This window comes from Methylobacterium terrae, assembly GCF_003173755.1.
In the GTDB taxonomy this organism is placed as follows: Bacteria; Pseudomonadota; Alphaproteobacteria; order Rhizobiales; family Beijerinckiaceae; genus Methylobacterium; species Methylobacterium terrae.
Genome location: NZ_CP029553.1, coordinates 4762802 through 4788588, shown reverse-complemented (window position 1 = coordinate 4788588; position 25787 = coordinate 4762802). Strand labels below are relative to the sequence as shown.

At 72.2% G+C, this 25787-nt stretch carries 22 protein-coding genes; 10 read left to right on the top strand and 12 right to left on the bottom strand.

All coding sequences use genetic code 11. From position 1 onward, the window contains the following. Positions 1–60 precede the first annotated feature (60 nt). Together DK419_RS22165 and DK419_RS22160 are read left to right on the top strand one after the other, a co-directional pair. The gene (locus DK419_RS22165; RefSeq protein ID WP_109961013.1) at positions 61–1272 is read left to right on the top strand and encodes an acyl-CoA dehydrogenase family protein; all 1212 of its coding nucleotides are present in this window, start codon (positions 61–63) and stop codon (positions 1270–1272) included. A 66-nt stretch (positions 1273–1338) separates the two neighbouring features. Then, positions 1339–2313 (top strand): alpha/beta hydrolase, encoded by a 975-nt coding sequence (locus tag DK419_RS22160; RefSeq protein WP_109961012.1) that lies wholly within the window; start codon positions 1339–1341, stop codon positions 2311–2313. A gap of 9 nt (positions 2314–2322) precedes the next feature. On the opposite strand, the gene DK419_RS22155 is transcribed toward DK419_RS22160, so the two are convergent. The 7 genes from DK419_RS22155 to glyA form a co-directional block, all read right to left on the bottom strand. Next, positions 2323–4023: a saccharopine dehydrogenase family protein gene (locus tag DK419_RS22155; protein ID WP_109961011.1), complete on the bottom strand. Its 1701-nt coding sequence runs from the start codon at positions 4021–4023 to the stop codon at positions 2323–2325. A gap of 46 nt (positions 4024–4069) precedes the next feature. Further along, positions 4070–4495: a thiol-disulfide oxidoreductase DCC family protein gene (locus tag DK419_RS22150; protein WP_109961010.1), complete on the bottom strand. Its 426-nt coding sequence runs from the start codon at positions 4493–4495 to the stop codon at positions 4070–4072. 87 nt (positions 4496–4582) lie between these two features. Continuing rightward, positions 4583–4933, bottom strand: a complete 351-nt coding sequence (locus DK419_RS29595; protein WP_245442625.1) for a hypothetical protein — start codon at positions 4931–4933, stop codon at positions 4583–4585. Between the two features lie 50 nt (positions 4934–4983). Continuing rightward, on the bottom strand, positions 4984–6036 hold the full coding sequence (locus DK419_RS22135) for a CobW family GTP-binding protein (RefSeq protein WP_109961009.1): 1053 nt from the start codon (positions 6034–6036) through the stop codon (positions 4984–4986). Next, entirely contained in the window at positions 6033–6326 is a 294-nt protein-coding gene (locus tag DK419_RS22130; RefSeq protein ID WP_109961008.1) for a hypothetical protein, read from the bottom strand. Before DK419_RS22130 ends, DK419_RS22135 begins: the two co-directional genes overlap by 4 nt. A gap of 7 nt (positions 6327–6333) precedes the next feature. Further along, the gene (locus tag DK419_RS22125; protein ID WP_109961007.1) at positions 6334–7233 is read right to left on the bottom strand and encodes a polysaccharide deacetylase family protein; all 900 of its coding nucleotides are present in this window, start codon (positions 7231–7233) and stop codon (positions 6334–6336) included. Between the two features lie 111 nt (positions 7234–7344). Continuing rightward, on the bottom strand, positions 7345–8646 hold the full coding sequence (gene glyA, locus DK419_RS22120; protein ID WP_109961006.1) for a serine hydroxymethyltransferase: 1302 nt from the start codon (positions 8644–8646) through the stop codon (positions 7345–7347). A 500-nt stretch (positions 8647–9146) separates the two neighbouring features. Between glyA and DK419_RS22115 the strand changes: the two genes are divergently transcribed. The 3 genes from DK419_RS22115 (at position 9147) to DK419_RS22105 (ending at position 12172) form a co-directional block, all read left to right on the top strand. Next, a complete protein-coding gene (locus DK419_RS22115; RefSeq protein ID WP_109961005.1) occupies positions 9147–10466 on the top strand; it encodes a quaternary amine ABC transporter ATP-binding protein in 1320 nt (439 codons plus the stop codon). After that, positions 10382–11233 (top strand): ABC transporter permease, encoded by an 852-nt coding sequence (locus DK419_RS22110; RefSeq protein WP_109961004.1) that lies wholly within the window; start codon positions 10382–10384, stop codon positions 11231–11233. Before DK419_RS22115 ends, DK419_RS22110 begins: the two co-directional genes overlap by 85 nt. Positions 11234–11332: 99 nt before the next feature. Further along, positions 11333–12172 carry a glycine betaine ABC transporter substrate-binding protein gene (locus DK419_RS22105; RefSeq protein WP_109961003.1) on the top strand — a complete coding sequence of 280 codons (840 nt, stop codon included), beginning with the start codon at positions 11333–11335 and terminating at the stop codon, positions 12170–12172. Between the two features lie 691 nt (positions 12173–12863). Here the strand turns inward: DK419_RS22105 and DK419_RS22100 are convergent. Beyond that, positions 12864–13793, bottom strand: coding sequence for a GlxA family transcriptional regulator (locus DK419_RS22100; RefSeq protein WP_109962439.1), 930 nt, complete (start codon positions 13791–13793; stop codon positions 12864–12866). A 320-nt stretch (positions 13794–14113) separates the two neighbouring features. On the opposite strand from DK419_RS22100, the gene DK419_RS22095 reads away from it, so the two are divergent. Genes DK419_RS22095 through DK419_RS22075 form a run of 5 tightly spaced genes read left to right on the top strand, consistent with a single transcriptional unit; the run spans position 14114 to position 20707 of the window. Beyond that, positions 14114–15367 (top strand): sarcosine oxidase subunit beta family protein, encoded by a 1254-nt coding sequence (locus DK419_RS22095; RefSeq protein ID WP_109961002.1) that lies wholly within the window; start codon positions 14114–14116, stop codon positions 15365–15367. 31 nt (positions 15368–15398) lie between these two features. Beyond that, the gene (locus DK419_RS22090) at positions 15399–15737 is read left to right on the top strand and encodes a sarcosine oxidase subunit delta (protein ID WP_109961001.1); all 339 of its coding nucleotides are present in this window, start codon (positions 15399–15401) and stop codon (positions 15735–15737) included. Then, positions 15737–18721, top strand: coding sequence for a sarcosine oxidase subunit alpha family protein (locus DK419_RS22085; protein WP_109961000.1), 2985 nt, complete (start codon positions 15737–15739; stop codon positions 18719–18721). The genes DK419_RS22090 and DK419_RS22085 overlap by 1 nt, the downstream gene beginning before the upstream one ends. Continuing rightward, the gene (locus tag DK419_RS22080; protein WP_109960999.1) at positions 18714–19307 is read left to right on the top strand and encodes a sarcosine oxidase subunit gamma; all 594 of its coding nucleotides are present in this window, start codon (positions 18714–18716) and stop codon (positions 19305–19307) included. The genes DK419_RS22085 and DK419_RS22080 overlap by 8 nt, the downstream gene beginning before the upstream one ends. Beyond that, positions 19304–20707, top strand: coding sequence for an L-serine ammonia-lyase (locus DK419_RS22075; RefSeq protein WP_109960998.1), 1404 nt, complete (start codon positions 19304–19306; stop codon positions 20705–20707). The genes DK419_RS22080 and DK419_RS22075 overlap by 4 nt, the downstream gene beginning before the upstream one ends. Positions 20708–21112: 405 nt before the next feature. On the opposite strand, the gene DK419_RS22065 is transcribed toward DK419_RS22075, so the two are convergent. The 4 genes from DK419_RS22065 to DK419_RS22050 are packed head-to-tail and all read right to left on the bottom strand — an operon-like array spanning position 21113 to position 25609. Further along, complete coding sequence (locus tag DK419_RS22065; RefSeq protein WP_109960996.1) at positions 21113–21643, bottom strand: prolyl-tRNA synthetase associated domain-containing protein; 531 nt, start codon at positions 21641–21643, stop codon at positions 21113–21115. 8 nt (positions 21644–21651) lie between these two features. Next, positions 21652–22482 carry an adenine nucleotide alpha hydrolase family protein gene (locus DK419_RS22060; protein ID WP_109960995.1) on the bottom strand — a complete coding sequence of 277 codons (831 nt, stop codon included), beginning with the start codon at positions 22480–22482 and terminating at the stop codon, positions 21652–21654. Continuing rightward, positions 22479–23720, bottom strand: a complete 1242-nt coding sequence (locus DK419_RS22055; protein ID WP_109960994.1) for an electron transfer flavoprotein subunit alpha/FixB family protein — start codon at positions 23718–23720, stop codon at positions 22479–22481. Before DK419_RS22055 ends, DK419_RS22060 begins: the two co-directional genes overlap by 4 nt. Further along, entirely contained in the window at positions 23717–25609 is a 1893-nt protein-coding gene (locus DK419_RS22050) for a DUF3483 domain-containing protein (protein WP_109960993.1), read from the bottom strand. Before DK419_RS22050 ends, DK419_RS22055 begins: the two co-directional genes overlap by 4 nt. Positions 25610–25787 lie beyond the last annotated feature (178 nt).

Genomic DNA, 25787 nt, shown 5'->3' with positions numbered 1-25787 from the left:
GCGGCCCCCGGGTGGCGCAAGCGTTTGGAATTATAATTCCACCGCCCGGAGGATTCGGTCATGGACTTCACGCTCTCCCCGCGCATCGAGGAATACCGCGCCCGCATCGCGGCCTTCGTCGAGAGCGAGATCCTGCCCATCGAGGCCGACCGCACCACCTGGGACGAGCACGAGAATATCGGCCCCGAGGCCCTGGCGGGTCTACGCGCCAAGGCCAAGGCCGCCGGCCTGTGGTGCCTGCAGCTCAAGCCCGAGACCGGCGGCCAGGGCCTCGGCAAGGTCGGGATGGCGGCCTGCTACACCGAGATGAACCGCTCGATCTTCGGGCCCGTCGTGTTCAACTCGGCCGCCCCCGACGACGGCAACATGATGGTGCTGGAAGCGCTCGGCACGCCCGAGCAGAAGGCGCGCTGGCTCGAGCCGATCGTCTCAGGGGAGGTGCGCTCGGCCTTCGCGATGACCGAGCCGCATCCCGGCGGCGGCTCCGACCCGTCGATGATCCGCACGCGCGCCGAGCGCCAGCCCGACGGCTCGTGGCGGATCACGGGGCGCAAGTGGTACATCACCGGCGCCGAGGACGCGGCCCACTTCATCCTGATCGCCCGCACCTCGGACGATCCGCGCTACGGGCTCACCGCCTTCCTGTTCCACCGCGACCAGCCGGGCTGGGAGATCGTGCGCCGCATCCCGATCATGGGGCCGGAGGAGCATGGCGGCCATTGCGAGCTCGCCTTCGACGGCCTGACGGTGAAGCCCGAGGACGTGCTCGGCGGCGAGGGCAAGGGCCTGAAGGTGACGCAGGTCCGCCTGGGGCCGGCCCGCCTGACCCACTGCATGCGCTGGCTCGGGCTCGCCGGCCGCTGCGTCGAGATCGCGCAGGAGTATGCCGCCACCCGCGAGGGCTTCGGCGTGCGGCTCGCCGACCGCGAGAGCGTGCAGCTGATGCTCGGCGGGCTCGCCATGGACATCGAGATCGGCCGGCTGCTGGTGATGCGTGCCGCCTGGGAGCTCGACCAGGGCCGGTTCGCCCGCAAGGAGGTGTCGATGGCGAAGGTCCACGTCGCCAACACCCTGCACCGGGCCGCCGATATCGGCATCCAGATCAACGGCGCGCGCGGCTACTCCAAGGACACGGTGCTGGAGTGGATCTACCGCTACGCCCGCCAGGCGCGCCTCGTCGACGGCGCCGACGAGGTCCACCGCATGGTGCTGAACCGCCACCTCGAATCGGAGGGGCGCGGCTTCTTCGCCTGGCCAACGGCGGAAGCCTGAGCGGGACCGTCCGGGCGGGAACCTGCTAGGGTTCCCGCTCCGACATTCCGTTCCCCCGAGTCCGCCATGCCCGCCCTCCATCCCGACGTCCAGACCCTGCTGGCGATCCTGCGCGCCGCCAACGCGCAGCCCCTCGAGGCGCTGCCGCCCGAGGCGGCGCGGCGCAGCTACCTCGCCGGGCGCCGGGCGCTGCAGCCGCCGCCGGACCCGGTCGCCGAGATCCGCGACCTCGCCGCGCCCTCCCCGGCCGGGCCGGTGCCGCTGCGGCTCTATCGCGGCGAGGGCACGGCGCCCGGGACGCCCCTGCCCTGCCTCCTCTACCTGCATGGCGGCGGCTGGGTGCTGGGCAACATCGAGTCGCACGACTGGGTCTGCCGGCGGCTCGCCAACCTGACGAAGGCCTGCGTGGTCGCGGTCGATTACCGGCTGGCGCCCGAGCATCCCTTCCCGGCGGCGGTCGAGGACGCGGCCGCGGCGCTCGCCTTCGTGGTCGAGCGGGCCGAGGGGCTCGGGATCGACCCGGGGCGGCTGGCGGTCGGCGGCGACAGCGCCGGGGGCAACCTCGCGGCGGTGCTGGCGCTGATGGGCCGCGACGGCACCGTGCCGAGGACCGCCATGCAGGTGCTGCTCTATCCGTCGGTCGATCTCGGCCTGACGAGCGAGGGGTTCGAGCGCATCACCGAGGGCCAGCCCCTGACGGCCTCGACGATGCGCTACTTCGTCGACCACTACGCGCCCGATCCGCGCGACCGCACCGACTGGCGCGCCTCGCCGGCCCGCGCCGCGAGCCTCGCCGGCACGGCGCCGGCCCTGGTGCTGACCTGCGGCCACGACCCGCTCTGCGAGGAGGCGCGCCTCTACGCCCACCGCCTCGAGCGCGAGGGCGTGCCGGTCACCGCCCTGCACCTCTCCGACCAGACCCACGGCATCCTGACCATGAGCCGCCTGGTGCGGACCTCCGCGACGGTGCTGGCCTTCGTGGCCGAGGCGCTGCTCGAGCGCTGGAGCCTCGGCCCGGAGGGCGGGCGCGGCGCGCGCTGACGAGGGCGCCTACGACACGCGCTCGGATCGGCCGCGGGGGACCGGCTCCGCGACCTCCGCGGGCGCCAGCGTCCCGCGATAGGCGACGATCGGGCCGACGAGCGGCGCCCGGACCGTGATGTCGAAGGCGAAAAGCCCGTCGCGCTCCGTCTCGAAGCTCTCGCCCGAGGGCATCAGGACTCTCGGCATCGGGATCCCGAGGATCGACCATCGCCGGGGGACGAAGAGGAGGCGGTTCCCGTCGCGGACGAGGGCGAGCGCGAAGGTGGCGAGGCCGAACCGCTCGATCAGCAGGTAGCGGTCCCGCCCGGTCCCGGCCGCCTGGACCGACGCGAAGGTCTTGCGTCCGATGGTCCGGGTCCACCGCTCAGCCCCTCGCTCCGGCGCGAAGGCGACCGTGGCGGGGACGTCGCGGCCCGTCTCCGGAAACCCGACCAGCCCGCAGACGAGGCGCGCGAGGAGCCCGCCTCCCCGCTGCACGCTCGCCGAACCGGTCCAGCGGCGCGATCCCGCCCCGTCGTGCAGGGCGCGGACCGGCGCGGGCAGCCCGTCGAAGGCGGGCCCCAGGACCTCGCGGTAGAGCGTGGCGCCGCCCGTGTCGTCCCGGAACCCGAAGGTGATCGCGCGATGCGCGAACAGGGCCTCGTAGTCGCGCAGGTCGAGGGCCCGGACCGCCGAGCGGGCGCCGGGCGCGGGCCGCTCGCCGCGCAGGCGCTTCCGGATCAGCGCCTCGATCGCCATCGAGGGGATCAGCGGGCCGTCGTCGCCCTCGGCCAGGAGGTGCCAGCTGCGCACGACGTCGCGCCCGTCGGCCCGCCCGCGAACCGACACGATCATCCCGCCGCGATGCTCGCCGAACCGCAACCGGTTCAGCACCCAGTAGAACAGCGGCGAGAACGGCGTGAAGGCCGGCAGCCCGAACCGCGCCCGCGCCTTGGCGAGCAGGTTGAGCACCCGGTGCAGGATTTCGGGCACCGGCCCGGCCCCCATCCAGATGTCGGTCATCGACGGGTGCTCGGGGGGCACGACCCGCAGGTCCGGCACGTCGACGAGCGAGAAGTGCAGGTTGCGCAGCGGAAGGCGGCCCGGCACCGCGACCGTGAAGCGCCGGCTCTCGGTCAGGCCCCTGGCCTCGACCGGCCGGCCGCCGCGCAGGAGACGCACGGGGCCGCCGGCATAGCCCACCACCGCCCGCATGACGTTGAGGCCGATCCCCGCATAGGGCGAGGGCGCGATGCCGCCCTCGACGGCCCGGATCTCCATGGTCGCGGCCATCTCGCGCAGGACGGCCGCGGTCAGCACGGGAAAGCTGCTGACGCCCGAGAGGACCGCGACGCCCGCCGCCTTCGCCGCTGCGTCGAACCGGGAGACGCCGAACACGAAGTCGGCACCGTCGGCGAAGTCGAGGTAGTCGACGCCCGCGGCGATGCAGGCTTCGATCACGGGGTACGGTTCGGGCCCGTAATCCTGGAACGGACCGGAGGCGTCGACCACGAGGTCGGGCTTGCGGGCGGCGAGCGCCCCGGCGATGTCCGCCCGGTCGAGGGCGAGGGGCTCGACCCGCGCCGCCCCGCGATGCGCGGCGCAGAAGGCCCGCGCCCGCGCGAGGCTGCGGCCGCAGATGACGAGTTCGAGGCCGGACACGTCCCGCAGGAGCCGGACCAGCCTGCCGCCGAAGACGCCGTACCCGCCCAGGATCAGAACTCTCATCGACGGGCACTCCCGACCGGAAGGGGGTTTTTCGGAGGCCTGCCCGTTACAGGATGCGGTCCCGGTAGCGGTCGGGCGCGACCCAGCAGCTCTCCCGCCGGCCGAACACGCGGTAGCGGTTGCGCGCGACGAACCGGTAGACGGGATCGCGCAAGGCCGCCGGCACGACCCGGAGGATCCGGGCGAGGCTCCAGGGACGCCCGAGCGTCTCGTAGATGTGGAGGATCGCGTCGCTGTCGCGGCGCATCCGGTCGCCCTCGACGACGAGCAGGCTCGCCGGATCGTCCGGGTCCAGGCCGTGGCGAAGGGAGAGGGCGCGGCCGACCTCGCCCTGCATCGCGGCGAGGCGGAACGTCGCCGCGCGGTCCCGCTCCAGCACGAACCGGGCATTGGCCGAGCACAGCACGCACTCGGCGTCGAACAGGATGATGGGACCGGGAGAAGCCGTCGCCGTGCGGGCCGCGTTCGTCATGCGCCGATCGTAGCCGGGCCGCCCCGCGCGAGGAAAGCCCGCGCGGCGATCCCGGCCGGGGCGGGCCGGGTGCCGGCTGGCTCGGGCTTACTCGCCCTTGCGGGGCGCGCGCTTGGCCGCCGGCTTCCGGCGCGGCTTTGGCGCCGGCTCGGCGACCACCGCCTCGGGCTCGGGCGGCGGCCCCTGCACTTGCCCCTGCGCCTGCCCCTGCACCTGCCCCTGCACTTGCACCGGCTCGGGCCCGCGCGCCTCGCGGGTGATCATCTCCACCATGCTCTGCGGCAGGCGGACGAAGTGGCCGGTGCCGTGGCCGGACCGGTCGAGGATCTCGGCGAAGACCGGCTTGTGCGGCTCGTGCCCGGCCTCGCCCAGCGCGCAGGGGCGGCGCGGCAGGGCGCTCAGCTTCGCGGCGAGTTCCTTCGGCACCAGTGCGTTCACGCCTCACCCTCCCGTCTGCCGGACAGGGCGGAGATGTAGGACCCTCAGGGTTAACGATCGACTGCCGAGGCATCCGTGAGAGCCTGACGACCCGCGAAGGCCGCCGTGCCCGTGACCGCCTCCGTGCCCGTGAAGGCGCCGTAGGAGCGGCGCAGCAGGGCGCCGTCGAGGTCGTGGCCGATCAGCACCAGGCGGGTGCGGACGGCGCCCTCGGGCCATTCGGGCAGGTGGCGGGGCGGGTGGACGAGGTGCTGCACGCCCTGGATCACCACCGGCGTCGCCGCGCCCTCGATCGCCACCAAGCCCTTGAGACGCAGGATCCGGGCGCCGTGCCGGTTGAGCAGCATGCCGAGCCAGAGCCCGAACCGGGTCCAGTCCACCGGCCCGCTCTCGATCAGTACCGCCCCGACCGGGCCGTGCGCCGCCGCCGAAATCTCGGCCGGGATCTCGACACAGAGCCAGCGCCGGGCCGTCGCCTCCCCGGTCGGGTCGTCGGTGAGGAGCGCGGCTTCCGGCGCGTCGTCGAGCGTCAGGTCGGTCACCGGCGCGACGGGGTTGAGGGCGGAGAGCCGCGCCCTCAACGACGCGACCGCCTCCGGCGCCGCGAGGTCGGTCTTCGACAGGACCAGCCGGTCGGCAGCGGCCGCCTGCCGCACGGCCTCCTCGTGGGTGTCGAGGGTGCGGGCGCCGTTCACCGCGTCGACCACCGTGACGATGCCGCCCATCGCGAAGGCGTGGCGCAGCACCGGGTCGGCCACCAGGGTGGCGACGGACGGGCCGGGATCGGCGAGGCCGGTGGTCTCGATCACCACCCGGCGGAAATCCGGCACCAGGCCGCGGCGGCGGCGGTCGTGCAGGTCGATGAGGGCCGCCTTCAGGTCGCCGCGGATGCTGCAGCAGACGCAGCCGCCGCGCAGAAGCGCCACCTCGCCCTCGAGCGGCTCGACCAGGAGGTGATCGAGCCCGACCTCGCCGAACTCGTTGATCAGGACCGCGGTGTCGCGCAGGGCCGGCCAGCGCAGCAGGCGGGCGAGCAGAGCGGTCTTGCCGGCGCCGAGGAAGCCGGTGAGCAGGGTGACGGGGGTCGCCGAGGCGAGTGTCACCGCGCCTCCAGGGCGTCGAGGATCGCGGGGTCGAGGGGGTCGCAGGGGCGCCCGGCGAGGCGCTCCGCCGCCGGCCACAGGGCGCCGAGATGGTCGATCACGGCGCTGCGCCCGGTGCGCCCCGACAGGGTGTAGCGGCCGCCCCAGGCGGCGAGGCGCAACCCGTAGAGGCCGAGCACCCGGTTGGCGGCGGACGCCCGGGCCCGCCGCTCGGCCTCGGGCGGGATGCCGCGGGCGACGCCGTCGCTCCAGTGGTCGGGCGCCCCGAAGGCGCCGCACAGGCCGCACATCGGGGGCTCAGGATTGCGGCCGCGCCGTGCCCTCGAACGGGAAGCGCCTCGAAAAATCCTCGGCGATCGTCTCCATCGTCACGAAGCGCACGCCGTCATGGGCCTTGAAGTGCTGGAACAGGCGCTCGTGCATCTGCAGCACGTGCGGCTTGCCCGAGACGTCGGGGTGGATGGTGATCGGGAAGACGGCGTAGTCGTAGTTGGCGTAGACCCAGTCGAACTGGTCGCGCCACATCTCCTCGATGTCGCGCGGGTTGACGAAGCCGTGGCTGTTGGGCGCCGCCTTGACGAACATCATCGGCGGCAGGTCGTCGAGGGTCCAGGAGGCGGGGATCTCGATCAGCCGGGTCTCGGTGCCGTGCTCGAACGGCCGCATCCAGGTCGAGGGGTGCTGCGCGTAGTCGATCTTGGTCCAGCTCTCGCCCACCCGCACGTAGTAGGGGTGGTGGTCGTCGTGCATCAGCGAGTGGTCGTAGCGGATGCCCTTCTTCTGCAGGAGCTCGTTGGTCTTGGGACCGAACTCCCACCAGGGCGCGACGTAGCCGCGGGGCGGCCTGCCGGCGAGGTCGGCGATCAGCCCGACGCACTTGTCGAAGATCGCCTCCTCCTGCTCGGGCGTCATCGCGATCGGGTTCTCGTGGCTGTAGCCGTGCATCCCGATCTCGTGGCCCGCCGCCGCCACGGCCTTCATCTCCTCGGGAAAGGTCTCGATCGAGTGGCCGGGGATGAACCAGGTCGTCTGGATGCCCCATCGCGAAAACATCCGCAGCAGCCGCGGCGCCCCGACCTTGCCGGCGAACACGCCGCGGGAGATGTCGCAGGGGCTGTCCTCGCCGCCGTAGGAGCCGAGCCAGCCCGCCACCGCGTCGACGTCGACGCCGTAGGACACGAAGATCTCTTTCGCCATACCGGCCTCCCCGCCTCGGCCCGTCCGAGACCCTGAGTGATAGAGCGTTCGCGGGCCGTCTGACGAGTGCCACGGACCCCGCCCGCGCGAAACGGGCGGGGTCCGCCGGCCTCAGGCGTAGATCGGGAAGCGGTCGGTGAGCGCGACGACCTCGCGCTTGACCTCGCCCTCGAGGCCCGCATCCCCGCCCTCGCCGGCCCGGTGCAGCCCGTCCAGAACCTGCACGATCAGCTCGCCCACCCGCTTGAACTCGGCCACCCCGAACCCCCGCGACGTCGCCGCCGGCGTGCCGAGACGGATGCCCGAGGTGATCGTCGGCTTCTGCGGGTCGAACGGCACCCCGTTCTTGTTGCAGGTGATCCCTGCCCGGCCGAGCGCGGCCTCCGCCGCCTTGCCGGTCAGGTCCTTCGCCCGCAGGTCCACCAGCATCAGGTGGTTGTCGGTGCCCCCCGACGTGATGTCGTAGCCCCCCGCGATGATCGTGTCGGCGAGCGCCCGGGCGTTCTCCACCACCTGGCGCGCGTACAGCTTGAACTCCGGCCGCAAAGCCTCGCCGAACGCCACCGCCTTGCCGGCGATCACGTGCATCAGGGGACCGCCCTGCAGCCCGGGGAAGATCGCCGAGTTGAGCTTCTTGGCCAGCGCCTCGTCGTTGGTCAGGATCATGCCGCCGCGCGGGCCGCGCAGCGTCTTGTGCGTCGTCGTCGTCACGACGTGGGCGTGCGGGAACGGCGAGGGGTGCGCGCCGCCCGCCACGAGGCCCGCGAAGTGGGCCATGTCGACGAAGAACACCGCGCCGACGCTGTCGGCGATCTCGCGGAACCTCGCGAAGTCCCAGTGGCGCGGATAGCCGGAGCCGCCCGCGATGATGACCTTGGGCTTGTGCTCGTGGGCGAGGCGCTCGACCTGTTCCATGTCGATGCGCTGGTCGTCGCGGCGCACGGTGTAGGAGACCGGCTTGAACCACTTGCCCGAGACGTTGGGCGGCGCGCCGTGGGTGAGGTGGCCGCCAGCGGCGAGGTCGAGGCCGAGGAAGGTGTCGCCGGGCTGCATGGTGGCCATGAAGACGGCCTGGTTGGCCTGCGAGCCGGAATTCGGCTGGACGTTGGCGAAGCCGCACCCGAACAGGCGCTTGGCGCGCTCGATGGCGAGGGTCTCGGCGATGTCGACGAACTCGCAGCCGCCGTAGTAGCGGCGCCCGGGATAGCCCTCGGCGTACTTGTTGGTGAGCACCGAGCCTTGAGCCTCGAGGACGGCGCGGGAGACGATGTTCTCCGAGGCGATCAGCTCGATCTCGTGCTGCTGGCGGCCGAGCTCCTGCGCCAGCGCGCCGGCGAGCTCCGGATCGACGTCGGACAGCGACGCGGAGAAGAAGGGGAGCGGGCGGATGGAATCGACGGCGGCTGCGGACACGGGGATCCTCACACGGGTGGCGGCCTCGCGGGGAGGGCCGGGCGGAGCGTCGTTGCAGCGGGAAAAGGCGCGGTCTGCGTCGGATGCCGTAGACCTTCGCTCGCCCGCTGGGGTAACCGGGAGCGGTGTGACCGGGAGCCGAGGTTACGGCGTTCCCGGCAGAGCATTGCCGCGCCAGCGACATGCCGTTGCATGCCAGCGACCTGCCCCTGAGGCATCGTCCTAATGTCCAAGGCGGGGCCCCAAGTCTCGCTGCACACGGCATGTTCAGGCGGTGCACATTATGCTGCTGAACATGGCGAAACTCGCGCCAATGTTGCGGTGCAGCGATGGTTTCCGGCGGTAAATTTCGCCGGTGTCGTCCTGGCGGCAAAAAATGTCGCAGGCGGACAAGCCGCGGGGCCCGCTCCGGCTAGCTTTTCATAATACAATGTAAACAGATGCGTTTCTGACAGGTTTCAGGCGACGAAGCGCGCTGCTCCAAAAGGGATCATACGCCTATGAGCCGCATTGTTTTGGAGGGCATCAGCAAGATCTTCGGCTCCAAGCAGGTCGAGGGAATCGACCTGATCAAGCAGGGCAAGCGCAAGGCCGAGATCGCGGCGGCCTGCGGCGCGGTCGTCGGCCTGTGCGACATCTCCTTCGACATCGTCGAGGGCGAGATCCTGACCCTGATGGGCCTGTCGGGCTCGGGAAAGTCCACGCTCCTGCGCTGCATGAACCGGCTGGTCGAGCCGAGCTGCGGCCGCATCGTGGTCGGCGACGTCGACGTGACGAAGCTCGGCCGCAAGGACCTGCTGGCGTTCCGCCAGAAGACCTTCGGGATGGTGTTCCAGCACTTCGCCCTGCTGCCGAACCGCACGATCCTGTCCAATGTCGGCTTCGGCTTCGAACTGAAGAACGTTCCGGCGGCGCGCCGGAACGAGGCCGCGATGCAGGCCATCGAGCTCGTCGGCCTCAAGGGCTGGGACGCCAAGTATCCGCATGAATTGTCCGGCGGGATGCAGCAGCGGGCGGGCCTCGCCCGCGCGCTCGCGGCCGATGCCGAGGTGCTGCTGATGGACGAGGCGTTCAGCGCCCTCGACCCGCTGATCCGCCGCGACATGCAGTCGGAGCTGCGCGACCTGCAGCGGAAGCTCAAGAAGACCATCGTCTTCGTCTCGCACGACCTCGACGAGGCCGTGGCGCTCGGCGGCCGGATCGTCCTGATGAAGGATGGCGAGGTCGTCCAGATCGGCCAGCCGGAGGAGATCGTGGCCCGTCCGGCGACCGAGTACGTCGCCCGGTTCGTCGAGCACATCGACCGCGCCGCGGTGATGCGGGCGGGGCAGGTCGCGGACCGGTCCGCCCCGGTCCTGGCACCGACGCTCACCGCCGCCGAGGCCCGGATCCGGATCGCGGCCGAGGGCGGCGACGCCTGGCTCGTCGCCGACGACGACCGTCGCTTCGCCGGCTGCCTGCGCGCCGACCGGCTCGCCGCCGCCCGGCCATCGGAGACCGTCGCGAGCCTGCTCGAGGCGCGCTGTGACGCCGTCGCGGCCGATTCGCGCCTCGACGCGATGCTGGCCCGGGTCGCCGCGGAGGGCTGCGTCGCCGTCGTCGACCCGGACGGGCGCCTGATCGGAGGCGTCGGCAGCCGCGACGTGGTGCGCGCCCTGGCCGCCCACGCGCCCGGGTCTCACGACGCCGATCACCCCGAGACCTCGATCCTTCAGAAGACGGCAGGAGCGGAGCGATGGACTGGAACGTCCCGAAATTTCCCCTCGACACGCTCAGCGACCAAGGCCTCGACTGGCTCACCGACCATGGCTCTTGGCTGACCCGGGCGGTCAGCCGGACGGTCTCCGACTGGATCGACGTGCTGACGGCCGCCCTGGTGGCGGTTCCGGCCTGGGTGTTCATCGGGCTCGCGGCGCTCGCCACCACCCGGATCGGCGGCCGCAAGATCGGCCTGCTGACGCTGTTCGGCCTCCTGTTCCTGTGGAACCTGCGGCTGTGGCAGGCGACGGTCGAGACGCTGGTGCTGGTCAGCCTGTCGACCGTCACGGCCCTGGTGATCGGCATCCCGGTCGGGATCTGGTTCGCCTTGAGCCGGCGCGCCTGGCGGACCTTCTCGCCGATCCTCGACATGATGCAGACGCTGCCGAGCTTCGTGTACCTGATCCCGGCCCTGCCGTTCTTCGGTCTCGGCGCCGTCTCGGCCTGCTTTGCCACCATCGTGTTCTCGGTGCCGCCGGTCATCCGGCTGACGGCGCTCGGCATCCGCAACGTGCCCTCGGAGCTGGTCGAGGCCTCGGACGCCTTCGGCGGCTCGACCACCCAGAAGCTGTTCAAGGTGCAGCTGCCGCTGGCACTCCCGACCATCATGGCGGGCGTCAACCAGACTATGATGCTCGCGCTCTCGATGGTGGTCATCGCCGCGATGATCGGGGCCGGCGGCCTCGGCCGGGCGGTGTGGCAGTCGATCCAGCGGCTCGAGGCCGGCGCCGGGTTCGAGGCCGGCATCGGCATCGTGATCCTGGCGGTCATCCTCGACCGCTCGACCCAGGCGCTCGCCGACCGCGCCCGGCCGCACGGCGCGGCCTGAGCCCGGCATCCGCTCCACCCTCGCGGCGCCCGCGACCCTGCGGGCGCCGCCCGACGACCTCACCCTTCCGCCACCCACCAGCCTCCGGACCGGCCTCCCATGCGCGCGACGACCACCCTCGGTGTCCTCCTCTGCCTCGCCTTCGCCCAGACGCCCGCCGAGGCGGCCGGCAAGCAGGTGCGCCTCGCCTATGTCGAGTGGAGCGACGCGGTGGCGGCCACCACCATCCTCCAGCAGGTGCTGGAGGAGAAGGGCTACGAGGTGAAGGCGATCCCGCTCGCCGCGGCGGCGATGTGGCAGGCGGTGGCGACGGGCGACGCGGATGCGAGCGTCGCGGCCTGGCTGCCGCTGACCCAGGCCGCCTATTACGACAAGCTGAAGAACCGCCTCGAGCTGATCGGCCCGAACGTCACCGGGGCCAAGATCGGCTGGGCCGTGCCGGCCTATTCAAAGCTCAACTCGATCGAGGACCTGAAGACCAAGTCGGCGGAGGTCGACGGCAAGGTCATCGGCATCGATCCCGGCGCCGGCGTGATGAAGACCTCGGAGGCGGCGATCAAGGCCTACGGCCTGCCGGTCAAGCTCGTCGATGGCAGCGACGCGACGATGACCAGCGCGCTCAAGGACGCCATCCGCCAGAAGAAGGACATCGTCGTCACCACCTGGACGCCGCACTGGATGTTCGCGCGCTACGAGCTGAAGTACCTCGCCGACCCCAAGAAAATCTTCGGCGATGACGAGACCGTGAACACCCTCGCCCGCAAGGGGCTGAAGGAGGACATGCCGGAGGTCTACGGCATCCTCAAGAAGTTCAAGCTGACCATCAAGGACGAGGAAGCGATGATGGCGGAGAACGAGGAGAAGGGCGCCAAGCCGTCCGAGACCGCCGCCAAGTGGATCAAGGCCAATCGGGCGACGGTGGATGGCTGGGTGAAGTAACGGGGGACAGGGCGCGCCCGGCATCAGTTCGGGCGCCGCCACCGGACCTGAGTCGTTCCGGGGCCGCGAAAGCGGTGCCCGGAATTGTTTTTGAGGCGGATGCGCCTATTTGTGATTTTAAGTATTTGCGTGATTGTTGCTCACTGTACCACAGTGCACGATGCAACAGGTTGCGCAGTACGGGAGCGCCAGCCGCCGCGCCTGAACCCTCCCCCCTCTGCGCAGGGCTGTCCGGGGAAAGGAAGAGGCGCGGGAGACCCCTCTCCCCGCGGGCGGGGAGAGGCATTCACCCCCCTCGTCGGGGGTGAATGGAGCCCGGCAGGGCGAGGGTGAGGGGGTGTTTCCGGAGGAGCCTCACTTGTCGAGACCCCCTCACCCTCGCTCCGGCTATCGCCTCCGCTTGCTGTGCTCCCTGAACGGGAACACAGCCCTCTCCCCGCCCGCGGGGAGAGGAGAAAACCCGCGCCACACCTTTCCCCGGACAGCCCTGCCCTCTGCGGGGGATGCCCCACGGAGTGGGGCGGAAAGGGGGGACGCCGCTTCCGGATATGAGTGAGCCATTCTGGAGGGCGCCACGTCTTGAAGCGTCGCGCTGCCCCTCTCCCGGCTCGCTGCGCTCGCCACCCTCCCCCGCAGAGGGGGGAGGGTTCATGCTCTCAGCCGCCGCTCCCGCCGTTCAGGCAGAGCCCCCTCACGCCTTCCGCTCGGTGCTCGGCGGCCGACCGAAATGGTCGACGTAGGATTTCGAGAAGTGCGAGGCCGAGGTGAAGCCGCACTCGATCGCGATCGAGAGCAGCGGCATCGCGGTCTGCCGGATCAGGTGGCGGGCGTGCTCCAGGCGGATGCGCAGGTAGTGCTTCGCCGGTGACCGGCCGAGATACTTCAGGAACAGGCGCTCGAGCTGGCGCTTCGAGAGGTGGACCGATTCGGCCAGGTCCTGGCTGCCGAGCGGCTCGGCGAAGGTCTTCTCCATCAGGCCGACGACGTGCAGGAGCTTGGGGTGGGCCACGCCGAGGCGCATCCGCAGGTCCATCCGCTGGCGCTCGCCGGATTCGCGGATGCGGTGGTGGATGAGCTGGTCGGCGACGTCCGCCGCGATGTCCGCCCCGTGAGCGCGCACGATCAAGGACAGCATCATGTCGGCCGCCGCGGTGCCGCCGGCGCAGGTGAAGCGGTTGCGGTCGATCTCGAACAGGTCGGAGCCGATCTCGAGCCCGTCATGCTCCGAGGCGAGGCTCGCCTGGTTTTCCCAGTGGATCGTGGCGCGGTAGCCGTCGAGGAGACCCGCCTTGGCGAGCACGTAGGTGCCGGTGCAGACGGCGCCGATCGCGCCGCCGCGGATGCAGGTCCGGCGCAAGGTGGCCTGGAGCGCGCGGTGGTCCCGGCGCTGGATGTCGATGCCGCCGCAGACGATCGCCATGTCGAGGGCGGGGTCGAGGGCCTGCGCCTCGGCGAAGCTGCCCGCCACCTGGACCTCGACGCCGTTCGAGGCGGTGCAGCGCATTCCGTTCTCCGACCATAGCGAGTAACGGTAGAGGTCGCGCCGCGCCGCGCGGTTGGCGAGCCGCAGCGGCTCGATCGCCGAGGAGAACGCGATCATCGAGAAGTTCTCGACGAGCATGAACCCGACGGAGGTGACCTCGTCGGTCACGGCGGCACCGCCCGTCGTCGCGGGGCCCATCGTCCCGGCCGTCATCATCCGATCCACCGCCAGACCGTCATCGCCAGACCGTCCTTGCATCGTCACCCGAGAATGACTCCAGGGAAGGCTTCGAGGCAAGCCGGTTTCGTGCTCCCTTTGCGGCAACCCGCGGTCTCCTCCAGATTCCGGTGGCGCCCGCAATCGGACCCCGAGTCGCAAATCCCAAACTCGCGGTCGCCAGCGGGAAAGCCCCGTGCGACAGGCCGCCCGATGATCCCTCATCACAGCGAGGCCGACCGATGCGCCGATTTTCCCTCTCGTCGCTGCTCTCGGAATCCCTCAAGGGGCACCGGGGTTGGGGCCGCCAGTGGCGGGACCCGCAGCCGAAACCCGCCTACGACGTCGTGATCGTCGGCGGCGGCGGTCACGGTCTCGCGACCGCCTATTACCTCGCCACCGTGCACGGCATCACCAACGTCGCGGTGCTCGAGAAGGGCTGGATCGGCGGCGGCAATACCGGCCGCAACACCACGATCATCCGGTCGAACTACCTCTACGACGAGAGCGCCGCGCTCTACGAGCACGCGCTGAAGCTCTGGGAGGGCCTGTCCCAGGAGCTGAACTACAACGTCATGTTCTCGCAGCGCGGCGTGCTAATGCTCGCCCACAACCTGCACGACGTACAAAGCTTCAAGCGCCACGTCTACGCCAACCGCCTCAACGGCATCGACAACGAGTGGCTGACCAAGGAGGAATGCAAGGAGTTCTGTCCGCCGATCGACATCTCGGGCAGCCTTCGCTACCCGGTCCTCGGCGGTGCGCTCCAGCGCCGGGCCGGTACCGCGCGCCACGACGCGGTGGCCTGGGGCTATGCCCGCGGGGCGGACGCCCGCGGCGTCGACATCATCCAGAACTGCGAAGTGAAGGGCATCCGCCGCGACGCCTCCGGGGGGGCGATCGGCGTCGAGACCACCCGCGGCTATATCGGGGCCGGCCGCATCGGCGTCGTCGCCGCCGGCCACACCTCGAACGTGATGGCGATGGCCGACGTGCAGATGCCGCTCGAGAGCTACCCGCTCCAGGCGCTGGTCTCGGAGCCGGTCAAGCCGGTCTTCCCCTGCGTGGTGATGTCGAACGCGGTCCACGCCTACATCTCGCAGTCGGACAAGGGCGAGCTGGTGATCGGGGCGGGCACCGACCAGTACACCTCCTACAGCCAGCAGGGCGGCCTGCACATCACCACCCACACCCTCGACGCGATCTGCGAGGTCTTCCCGCAATTCACCCGGATGCGGATGCTGCGCTCCTGGGGCGGCATCGTCGACGTGACGCCCGACCGCTCGCCGATCATCGGCAAGACCCCGGTCGAGAACCTCTTCGTCAATTGCGGCTGGGGCACCGGCGGCTTCAAGGCGACGCCCGGCTCGGGCCACGTCTTCGCGCACACCCTGGCGACGGGCAGCCCGCACGCGATCAACGCGCCCTTCACCCTCGACCGGTTCCGCACCGGACGGCTCATCGACGAGGCGGCCGCCGCCGCCGTCGCGCACTGATCCCGCAAACCCAGACGCGACGAGGCTCCCGATGCTGCTGATCGCCTGCCCCTATTGCGGCAACCGACCGGAGACCGAGTTCCGCTGCGGCGGACAGGCCCACATCGCCCGGCCCCTCGAACCGGCGGCGCTCTCCGACGCGCAATGGGCCGAGTACCTGTTCGTGCGGGACAACCCGCGCGGGGTGCACGCCGAGCGCTGGAACCACGTCCATGGCTGCGGCCGCTGGTTCAACGCGCGGCGCGACACCGTGAGCGACCGCTTCCTCGAGACCTACAAGATGGGCGAGACGCCCAAGACGACCGGGTCCACTTCGACCGGGTCCACTTCGACCGGGTCCACTTCCACCCAGGCAGAGGCGAGGGCGTGATGGCACAGCCGTTCAGATTGTCCCGCGGCGGCCGCATCGACCGCACGCGCCCGGTCCGCTTCACCTTCAACGGCCGCGCGATCGAGGGCTTCCACGGCGACAGCGTCGCCTCGGCGCTGCTCGCCAACGGCATCCACCTCGTCGGGCGCTCGTTCAAGTATCACCGCCCGCGCGGCATCCTGAGCCACGGCCCCGACGAGCCGAGCGCGCTGCTCTCGGTCGATCGCGGCCCCGGCCGGATCGACCCGAACAACCGCGCCTCGGTGGTCGAGGCGCGCGACGGCCTCAAGACCCTGTCGCAGAACCACTGGCCCTCGCTCGAGCACGATATCGGGGCGGTCAACGATCTTCTGTCCCCGGTCTTCGTCGCCGGCTTCTACTACAAGACCTTCATGTGGCCCCGGACGTTCTGGGACAAGGTCTACGAGCCGTTCATCCGCGCCGCCGCGGGCCTCGGCAAGGCGCCGGCCGTCGCCGACCCCGACCGCTACGCCAACCGCCACGCCCATTGCGACGTGCTGGTGGTCGGCGCCGGCCCCGCGGGCCTCGCCGCGGCGCTCGCCGCCGCCCGCACCGGCAAGCGGGTGATCCTCGCCGACGAGGGGCCGGAGCCCGGCGGTTCGCTCCTGCACGACGCGACCGCCGAGATCGACGGCCGCCCGGCGGCGGAGTGGCTGAGCGCGACGCTGGCCGAGCTCGATTCCCGCGAGAACGTGGTCCTGCTCTCCCGCACCACCGCGTTCGGCTACTACAACCACAACCACGTCGCGCTCGCCGAGCGGGTCACCGACCACCTGCCCAATCCCGGCACGGCGCCGCGCGAGAGGCTGTGGCAGGTCCGCGCCGGCGAGGTGGTGCTGGCCGGCGGCTCCCACGAGCGTCCGCTGGTCTTCGCCGACAACGACCGGCCCGGCATCATGCTCGCCGAGAGCGTGCGGGTCTTCGTCAACCGCTACGGCGTGGCGCCGGGCCGGCGGATCGTCTTCGCGACGAGCGGCGCCTCGGCCTACGCGGCGGCCCTCGACGCCGAGGCGGCGGGCCTCGCCGTCACCCTGGTCGACCTCAGGACGGAAGCCGAGTGCGGCCCGGAGCTGGCGCGCCTCAAGGCCGCCGGCGTCGAGGTGCTGACCGGCCACACCGTGGTCGGCGCGAAGGGCACCAAGCGCGTCACCGGCCTGATCGTCGCTCCCCTCGACCGGGACGGGCGCTGCGGGGCGCGCCGCGTGCTCGATTGCGACTGCGTCGGCATGTCGGGCGGCTGGACGCCGGCGGTGCACCTGTTCTCGCAATCCCGCGGCAAGCTCGTCTACGACTGGGACATCGACGCCTTCGTGCCCGGCACCTCGGCCCAGTCCGAGCGCTCGGCGGGCGCCGCGAAGGGCACCTACGACCTCGCGGCGATCCTCCAGGAGGGCTTCGCCGCCGGCGCCGGGGCGGCCGGCTCGGACGAGCGCAGGACCTTCACCGCGAGCCCGACCCCGACCGGCTTCCAGCCGGTGCGCGCCATGCCGACCGACGCCGATCCGGGCAAGGTGCGGGCCTTCGTCGACTTTCAGAACGACGTGACGGCCAAGGACATCAAGCTCGCGGTGCGCGAGGGCTTCCACTCGATCGAGCACGTCAAGCGGTACACCACGACCGGCATGGCGACCGACCAGGGCAAGACCTCGAACATGAACGCGCTCGGCATCGTCGCCGGGCAGCTCGACAAGACGCTGCCGGGCGTCGGCACCACGACCTTCCGGCCGCCCTACACCCCGGTCACCTTCGGCACCCTGGTCGGCCCGGCGCGCCACGCCCTGTTCGATCCGATCCGCACCACGCCGATCCACGACTGGGCGGAAGCGCATGGCGCGACCTTCGAGAACGTCGCCCTGTGGCGCCGCGCCTGGTACTTCCCGAAGAACGGCGAGGACATCCACGCGGCGGTCGCCCGCGAATGCGAGGCGGTGCGCAAGGGGGTGGGCATCTTCGACGCCTCGACGCTCGGCAAGATCGAGGTGGTCGGCCCCGACGCGGCCGAGTTCATGAACCGCATCTACATCAACCCGTGGCTGAAGCTCGAGGTCGGGCGCTGCCGCTACGGGCTGATGCTGAAGGAGGACGGCTACATCCTCGACGACGGCGTCGTCGCCCGGATCGCCCCGGATTGCTTCCACGTCACCACCACGACCGGCGGCGCGCCGCGGGTGCTCGCCCATATGGAGGACTACCTCCAGACCGAGTGGCCGGACCTCAGGGTCTTCCTGACCTCGACCACCGAGCAATGGGCGGTGATCGCCCTCCAGGGACCGAAGGCGCGCGAGGTCATCGCCCCCCTCGTCGACGGGATCGACCTGTCGCCCGAGGCCTTCCCCCACATGGCGATGCGGACCGGCACGATCTGCGGCGTGCCGACCCGGCTGTTCCGGGTCTCGTTCACCGGCGAGCTCGGCTTCGAGATCAACGTGCCGTCCGACCACGCGAAGGCGGTCTGGGAGGCGGTCTGGGAGGCGGGTCAGCCGCACGGCATCACCCCCTACGGCACCGAGACGATGCACGTGCTCCGCGCCGAGAAGGGCTACATCATCATCGGCCAGGAGACCGACGGCACGGTCACCCCGGACGATGTCGGCCTGGCGGGCATGATCGCCAAGGCCAAGAAGGACTTCGTCGGCAAGCGCTCGCTCGCCCGGCCCGACGTGGTGGCGAGCGGCCGCAAGCAGCTCGTCGGCCTCGTCACCGATGATTCCAGGCTCGTCCTCGACGAGGGCGCGCAGATCGTCGCCGATCCGGGCCAGCCGATCCCGATGCGGATGCTCGGCCACGTCACCTCGAGCTACTGGAGCCCGAATTGCGGCCGCTCCATCGCCATGGCCCTGGTGGCGGATGGCCGCGCGCTCCAGGGCACGCACCTCCACGTCACCACGCCCGAGGGCTTCGCCCGCGTCACCGTCGTCGATCCGGTCTTCTTCGATCCCAAAGGCGAGCGCATCCATGCTTGAGGCTCTCTACCGCACCGCCCGCGCGCTCCCCCTCGGCCGCAGCACAGCCGCCGATCCGGTCCGCACCGGCGTCGTGATCCAGCCCGCCGGCGCCGAGGCGCGCTTCGCGCTTCGCGTCCGCGATCCCATCGCCTCGGCGGCGGGCCTGCCCCTCGACGGGCCGATCAACTCGGTTGCCGGCGACGACCGGCGCTGGATCGCCCGCCTCGGGCCCGACGAGTGGCTGATCGGCTGCGACGAGGCGGAGGCCGACCACTTGCCCTCGGCCGTCGCGGCCGACCTCGGCGAGCGGGCGCACGCGATCGTCGACGTCTCGCACCGCAACGTCGGCATCGACGTGAGCGGCCCGCTGGCGGCGGTCGCCCTCAATGCCGGCTGCCCGCTCGACCTCGGCGAGGCCGCCTTCCCGCCGGGTGCGGCGACCCGCACGCTGCTGGGCAAGGCCGAGATCGTCCTGATCCGGCGCCCGGGCTCGGAGCCGCGCTACCGGGTCGAGTGCTGGCGCTCCTTCGCCACCTACGTCCACGGCCTCCTCGCCGAGGCCGCCCTCGGGGCCGGCCCGGCCGAGCGGATCGTCAGGCGATGATCAGCGCCTTCGATCTGTTCAAGATCGGCATCGGGCCGTCGAGTTCGCACACGATCGGCCCGATGGTGGCGGCGCGCCGCTTCCGCGAGCGGGTCGCGGCCCGGGGCGCGGCGCAGGACGGGGCCGGGCAGGACGGGGCCGGGCAGGACGGGGCCGGGACCGTGACCCGGGTGAGCGCCGAGATCTTCGGCTCGCTGGCCTGGACGGGGCGGGGCCACGGCACCGACGTGGCGATCGCCCTCGGGCTCCTCGGGCACGACCCGGCGACCATCGATCCGGACCGGGTCGAGGATTACACCCGGGCGCTGGCCGAGACGGGCGAGACCGGCCTGCCGGGCGTCGCCTTCGCGCCCGATCGTGACCTCGTCTTCAACTTCAAGGAGCTGCTGCCGCGCCACACCAACGGCATGCGCTTCCGGGCCCATGACGGGGATGGCGCGATCCTCGACGAGGTGGTGTGCTACTCGGTCGGCGGCGGCTTCGTCGAGAGCGAGGGCGAGGCGGTGAATGACGGCATCGACGCCGTCGCCGTGCCCTACCCCTTCACGAGCGGCGCCGAACTCCTGACGATCTGCGCCGCGACCGGGCTGACGGTCGCGCAGGTGCAGCGGGAGAACGAGCGCGCCTTGCGCTCCGACGCGGCGATCGATGCCGGGCTCGACGCGATCCGCGACGCGATGCTCGCCTGCATCGCCCGGGGCCTGCGGATGGAGGGCGTCCTGCCCGGCGGCCTCAAGGTCCGCCGCCGCGCCCGGCGCCTGCACCAGACCCTCGAGGCGTCCCGGCTCACCAACAGCCGGCCGGCCCACGAGATCATGGACTGGATCAGCCTCTACGCGCTCGCGGTCAACGAGGAGAACGCGTCCGGCGGCCGGGTCGTCACGGCGCCGACCAACGGGGCGGCGGGCATCGTGCCGGCGGTGCTGCGCTACGGGATCGATTTCTGCCCCGGCTGGAGCGAGGAGCGCGGCCGCGACTACCTGCTGGCCGCCGCCGCGATCGGCGGCCTGATCAAGAGCCGCGCCTCGATCTCCGGCGCCGAGGTCGGGTGCCAGGGCGAGGTCGGCTCGGCCGCCGCCATGGCCGCGGCGGGCCTCGCCACGGTGCTCGGCGGCTGCCCGCGCCAGGTGGCGAACGCCGCCGAGATCGCCATGGAGCACCATCTCGGCATGACCTGCGACCCCGTCGGCGGGCTGGTCCAGGTGCCCTGCATCGAGCGCAACGCCTTCGGGGCCAACAAGGCGGTCGCCGCCGCCTCCCTGGCGCTCCACGGCGACGGCGTGCACTTCGTCAGCCTCGACCAGGTCATCGAGACGATGCGCCAGACCGGGCACGACATGCAGGAGAAGTACAAGGAGACCTCGCTCGGCGGTCTCGCGGTCAACGTGGCGGCGTGCTGAGGGCGCACTCCCCGACTGCCCGTAACGCAGCGTGCGGGTGGTGAAGTCAGCGCGAGTTCTCCGCCCGCGCGGGCGGCTATCGCGTCCATACATCTCCTCCGAGAGCCAACCCACCGGAAAGGTCCGCGTTTTTCCCTCCTCCCGGCGATCCCGGACTTGCCCGGTATCGCTGCACGGTGTGGGGAGGAGGGGCGTGCCAACTTCGACCGTCGCTGCTCTCAGGCGGAGATGTGTGATACGAGATCCGGAAGATTACTTCCGGATCTCGTATCACCAGCCCGCGCGGCGCTTGAGCGAAGCCGATTTCCGCATCGCGAAGCGATCAGCAGGAAATCGTATGACTGCGACGGCCGCCCGAGGGAGAGGGCACAAAGCCCGCACCTCTTCTTTTGCGAGCGAAGCGCCTCAGCTCTCCTCCCCCCTCCCCTCCGGCAGGGCGAAGGGCGTGACCGTGTGGCCTTCGTCCCGCAGGGCGGTGACGAGATCGGCCGGGACGAGGTTGAGGGTCCGGGTGCTCACCAGCGGGTGGACGTTGATCCGCGTCTCGTCGAGCAGGCTGTCCTGGAGGAAGACCCTCACGCTGCCGGGTGCGGCGTTGAGGGCGGCGAGCGGCGAGACGGCGCCGCTCTCGACGCCGAGCTGCTCGCGCAGCGCCTCGGCGCTGGCGAAGGACAGGCCGCCCCGCGCGCCGAGCACCGCGCGGAACGCCTTGAGGTCGACGGCCGCGTCGTGGTGGAGCGTGACGAGGAAGTAGGTCTTCTTGTTGTCGCGCAGGAACAGGTTCTTGGTGTGGGCGCCCGCGATGTCGCCGCAGACCGCCATCATCGCCTCGACCGTCAGGACCGGCGGATGCTCGAACAGCTCGTAGGCGATGCCGCGCTCGCGCAGGCGCGCCAAGAGGTCGTCGGGGCTCAAGGGTGCGGGTATGGCGGACATGGGTCTCCTCACGGGTTCGGGCGGGGGGCCGGCGGCGCGACGACGCCGATCCGCCGCAGATAGGCCAGGATCTCGCGCGCCGCCTCCTCCGGATCGGGATCGACGAGGAGGCGCCCGGTCGCCGCCGCGCCGGATTCGCCGGTCGCCGCCTTGAGCCGCTCCGCCGCCGAGCCTCCGGCGGGCGCCCCCTTCACGAGCTTGGGCCGGCGGCGGTAGGGCCGCTCCTCCACCGGGACGGCCGGCGCCGCGGCGGCATCGGCACCGGCCGTTCCGAGGGAATCGCTCGATCCACACGGATCGATCAATCCGCACGGATCGATCGATCCGCGCCGGGCCTGCCCGAACGCGTAGGCGAGCGGCGCCGGCGCGTCGGGATGCACCGTCGCGATGACCGGCCCGCGCACCACGACCCGCCGCAGGGCGCCGCGGCCGAGGCTCTGGTCGAGGCGCAGGGTCCCGGCCGCGTCGCCGCGCGCGACCGCGAGCACGTCGGGAACCAGCGGGCGGTCGAGCGCCGCCGCGAGCGCGTAGGGAACGAACCCGCTCTCGTCGCCGCCCTGGCCGCGGCGCCCGGCGAGCACGAGGTCGGGCGCCGCCGCGGCGAGCCGTGCGGCGAGCGCCGGCACCGGATCGACGCCCTCGGGCAGCGCGATGTGCGCGATGCGCCCGAGCCCCTGGCCGAGGGCGTCGGCGATCGCGGCGGCATCCGGCCCGGCATGCAGGCCGTAGGCTTCCCCGAGCCCGGCGGCGATCCGGATCGCCTGGGCCTCGAGCCGGGGCAGCACGGCCGCGCCGGAGACCGGGTGGCGGCCGGCGGAGAGAAGCACGGCGATGTTCACGAGCGCTCTCCCGCTTCCTGCGCGTCCCGCGCTTCGGTGTCCCAGGCCAGCAACCGCAGCAGCGCCGGCATCACCCGCTGGGCGTCCTGCACGATCGCGAGCCCGGCCCGCTCGATCATCGCGGCGTGCAGGTCGGTGTTGACCGCGACCACGTGCTCGCAGCCGGCCACGCCCTGGAGGTGCTGCGGCGCGCCGGAGATGCCGAGCGCGAAGTAGCAGGTCGCGGCGAGCACCGTGCCCGAGGCGCCGACCTGGGCGTGGCGCGGCATCAGCCCGGCATCGCACAGGACGCGGCTGGCGCCCGGCGTGGCGTTGAGGGCCGCGACGAGCCGCCGGAAGGTGTCGAGGTCGTGGAGGCCGTTGCCGGCCGAGGTCACGAACTCGGCGAGCGCGAGCGGCACCGTGGCCGGGTCGGCCGGGATGCGCTCGGCCGACACGATCGCGGAAGGCCGCGGTGCGGGCGGCGCAGCCTCAACCATCAGCGGCCGCGCCTCGCGGGGTGGCCCGGCATAGTCGGCGATCGCGTCCGCCGCCACGCTGGCGAGGAGGCCCGGCGCCGCCCGCTGCTCGACCCGGCGCCCGCGGGCCGGGCGGATCAGGCCGCCGGGGGCGACCACCTCGGCGTTGTCGAACAGGTTCGCGCCCATCCGCACCGCGACCCGGCGGGCGAGGTCGCCGCCGTCGAGGGATTCGGGGAACAGGACGTGGCGCGGCGCCAGTTCCTCGAGCGCCGCCGCGACCCGGACGGCCCGGACGTCGGGGTCGGCGCCCGCCTCGTCGAGGGCGAGGTGACGGTCGGCGCCGGCCGGCCCCGCCCCCTCGCAGGGGCCGGTCGAGACGAGGGCGACCGCACCCTCGCGCCCGGCGAGCGCCCGGGCGGCGCCCAGGACCTGGCGATCGTGGGCCGACAGGCGCCCGCCGGCCGCGTCGGGCACGACTGCGACCAGGAAGGCGGGCGCCTCGACGATGACGATCTTCGGTGCCGCCGCCTGTGCCGGCCGCTGCCGGCTCTCGGCGAGGACCGGAGCCTCGCCGCGGGCGATCTGGCCGAGGTCGAAGCGGGGGCGGTCGCCTCCCGGGACGCGCTGGCCCGTGCGCTCGGTCCGGGGATCGCGGCGCGGGCGCCCGCCCGCGGCCTTCGCCACCCCGATGGCGGTCCGGTCGTAGCGGGGCCGGAGGCCGGCGGCGATCCGGATCGCCGCCCGCTCGGCGCGCGGATCGCGGCGGATCCTGGTCATCGTCCCGCCTCCACGGCCTGGAGCAGCAATTCGGCGACGTCGCGAATGTCGGCCTTGCGGTCGGTCACGCCCTCGAGCATCGCGGTGCAGGACGGGCAGGCCACCGCCACGATCCCTGCGCCGGTCTCCGCGGCCTGGGCCATGCGCAGGTCCGGGATGCGCCGCTCGCCCGGCACGTCGCTCACCGGCGCGCCGCCGCCGCCGCCGCAGCACATCGCGCGCTTGCCCGAGCGGGCCATCTCGATCCGGGTCAGGCCGATCGCGTCGAGCACGGCGCGGGGCGCCTCGGTCTCGCCGTTGTAGCGGGCGAGGTAACAGGGGTCGTGATAGGTGACCGAGAGGTCCGGCAGGCGCCCGGGGCTGAGTCGTCCGGCCCGGATCAGCTCCATGAGCAGGGCGGTGTGGTGCACCACCGTATAGTGCCCGCCGAAGGCCGGGTACTCGTTGCGGAGCGCATGCAGCGCGTGCGGGTCGGCGGTGACGATCCGGCCGAAGCGGTACTTCGACAGGGTCCCGATGTTCTCCCGCGCCAGCGCCTGGAAGGTCGCCTCGTCGCCCAGCCGCCGGGCGAGGTCGCCGGTGTCGCGCTCCTCCGCCCCCAGAACCGCGAAGTCCACGTTCGCCTGCCGCAGCAGCCGCACCAGGGCGCGGAGCGTCCGGCCGTAGCGCAGGTCGTAGGCACCCTCCCCGAGCCAGAGCAGCACATCCGCCTGACCCCTTTCGGCCATCAGCGGCAGGTCGAGCCCGGCGGCGAAGTCGGTGCGGGCCGCGAGCGGACGCCCGCCCGGATCGCCGGCCTGGCGCAGCTCCGTCACCGGGCCGACCGCCTTCTCGGGCAGCGCCCCGCGCTCGAGCGTCTGGTAGCGGCGCAAGGACACCACGGCGTCGACGTGCTCGATCATCATCGGGCATTCCTCGACGCAGGCCCGGCAGGTGGTGCAGGACCACAGGGTGTCCGGGTGGATGCGCGCGTCGGGGCCGATCAGCCGCGCCAGCGGTCCGCGCTCGCCCTCCGCCCCACGGCCGCCCGGATAGGGGTTGCCGGCATAGAGCGGCTCCTCGGGGTTGAGGCCGGCGACGAGGTCCTGGATCAGCCGCTTCGGGTTGAGCGGCTGGCCGGCGGCGAAGGCCGGGCAGGCGATCTCGCAGCGGCCGCAGGACACGCAGGCATCGTAGGAGAGGAGACGGTTCCAGGTGAAGTCGGCCGGCATCTCGGCGCCGAGGCGCGGGGCGTCGAGGTCGAGGGGCTGGAGCGCGGTGTCGGGCCGGCCCTCGAACCGGCCGGGCCGGGGATGGGCGACGAGGTGGAGCGCGCCGGCCGCCGCGTGGCGCATCGGCCCGTGGCGCACCTCGAAGGCGAGGCCGAGGCCCCCGGCCGCCGCGAGCGCGAGGGGGACGACGAACCCGTCGCTCCCGAGCGCCAGCAGCAGGGCGGTGAGCGTGCCGCCGACCGCGTAGGCGACGAGCAGGACCGGCAGGATCTGGAAGCGCCCGGCCGAGAGGCGCTTCTGCTTCTCGGGGTAGCGGCGCGCACCGACGAGGATCGCGCCCGCCGCCGTGACCGCGAAGGCCAGTGCCACGACGAGCCAGTAGGCCCGGGACTGCGCCAGCGGCGGCAGGATCGCCAGCGCCGTCAGGACCGAGGCCGCGAGCAGCCCGCCCGCCACGACCGCGTGCATCCGGGAGGCGTAGGCGTCGCGCGCCACGATAGCGTGGACGTCGACGAGGTAGCGGCGCGGCAGCCGGGCGAGGCCGTGGAGCCACGCCACCGGCGCCGCCGCCCCGACCCGCCAGAGCGCCGCGCGCCGGGAGGCCTGGACGAGGGCGAGCGCCGCCATGGCCCAGACGAGGCCGGGAAACACCGTGGTCGGGGGCATGAGGCTGGTCATGACGGCGGGCCTGAGGGCTTGGGGCCTAGGGGCTTGGCGAAATGGTGAAACTCACGCTTGCGGGTCGCGCGACGCCGGCCCTCCCCCCTCTGCGGGGGGGAGGGTGGTCCCTGCGTCAGCAGGGGCCGGGAGAGGGGCAGCGCGACGCCGATCCAGGTGGCGCCCATCATGACGGTTC

Bases quoted from the DNA above. Each gene is read 5' to 3' on its own strand.
- DK419_RS22125 (WP_109961007.1), bottom strand. From the start codon at position 7,233: ATGGCGAAAGAGATCTTCGTGTCCTACGGCGTCGACGTCGACGCGGTG.
- DK419_RS22150 (WP_109961010.1), bottom strand. From the start codon at position 4,495: ATGACGAACGCGGCCCGCACGGCGACGGCTTCTCCCGGTCCCATCATC.
- DK419_RS22100 (WP_109962439.1), bottom strand. From the start codon at position 13,793: ATGCTCGTCGAGAACTTCTCGATGATCGCGTTCTCCTCGGCGATCGAG.
- DK419_RS22130 (WP_109961008.1), bottom strand. From the start codon at position 6,326: ATGTGCGGCCTGTGCGGCGCCTTCGGGGCGCCCGACCACTGGAGCGAC.
- DK419_RS22095 (WP_109961002.1), top strand. From the start codon at position 14,114: ATGCGCCGATTTTCCCTCTCGTCGCTGCTCTCGGAATCCCTCAAGGGG.
- DK419_RS22160 (WP_109961012.1), top strand. From the start codon at position 1,339: ATGCCCGCCCTCCATCCCGACGTCCAGACCCTGCTGGCGATCCTGCGC.
- DK419_RS22055 (WP_109960994.1), bottom strand. From the start codon at position 23,720: ATGACCAGGATCCGCCGCGATCCGCGCGCCGAGCGGGCGGCGATCCGG.
- DK419_RS22050 (WP_109960993.1), bottom strand. From the start codon at position 25,609: ATGACCAGCCTCATGCCCCCGACCACGGTGTTTCCCGGCCTCGTCTGG.
- DK419_RS22105 (WP_109961003.1), top strand. From the start codon at position 11,333: ATGCGCGCGACGACCACCCTCGGTGTCCTCCTCTGCCTCGCCTTCGCC.
- DK419_RS22155 (WP_109961011.1), bottom strand. From the start codon at position 4,023: ATGAGAGTTCTGATCCTGGGCGGGTACGGCGTCTTCGGCGGCAGGCTG.
- DK419_RS22115 (WP_109961005.1), top strand. From the start codon at position 9,147: ATGAGCCGCATTGTTTTGGAGGGCATCAGCAAGATCTTCGGCTCCAAG.
- DK419_RS22165 (WP_109961013.1), top strand. From the start codon at position 61: ATGGACTTCACGCTCTCCCCGCGCATCGAGGAATACCGCGCCCGCATC.
- DK419_RS22080 (WP_109960999.1), top strand. From the start codon at position 18,714: ATGCTTGAGGCTCTCTACCGCACCGCCCGCGCGCTCCCCCTCGGCCGC.
- DK419_RS22065 (WP_109960996.1), bottom strand. From the start codon at position 21,643: ATGTCCGCCATACCCGCACCCTTGAGCCCCGACGACCTCTTGGCGCGC.
- DK419_RS22110 (WP_109961004.1), top strand. From the start codon at position 10,382: ATGGACTGGAACGTCCCGAAATTTCCCCTCGACACGCTCAGCGACCAA.
- DK419_RS22090 (WP_109961001.1), top strand. From the start codon at position 15,399: ATGCTGCTGATCGCCTGCCCCTATTGCGGCAACCGACCGGAGACCGAG.
- DK419_RS22075 (WP_109960998.1), top strand. From the start codon at position 19,304: ATGATCAGCGCCTTCGATCTGTTCAAGATCGGCATCGGGCCGTCGAGT.
- DK419_RS22085 (WP_109961000.1), top strand. From the start codon at position 15,737: ATGGCACAGCCGTTCAGATTGTCCCGCGGCGGCCGCATCGACCGCACG.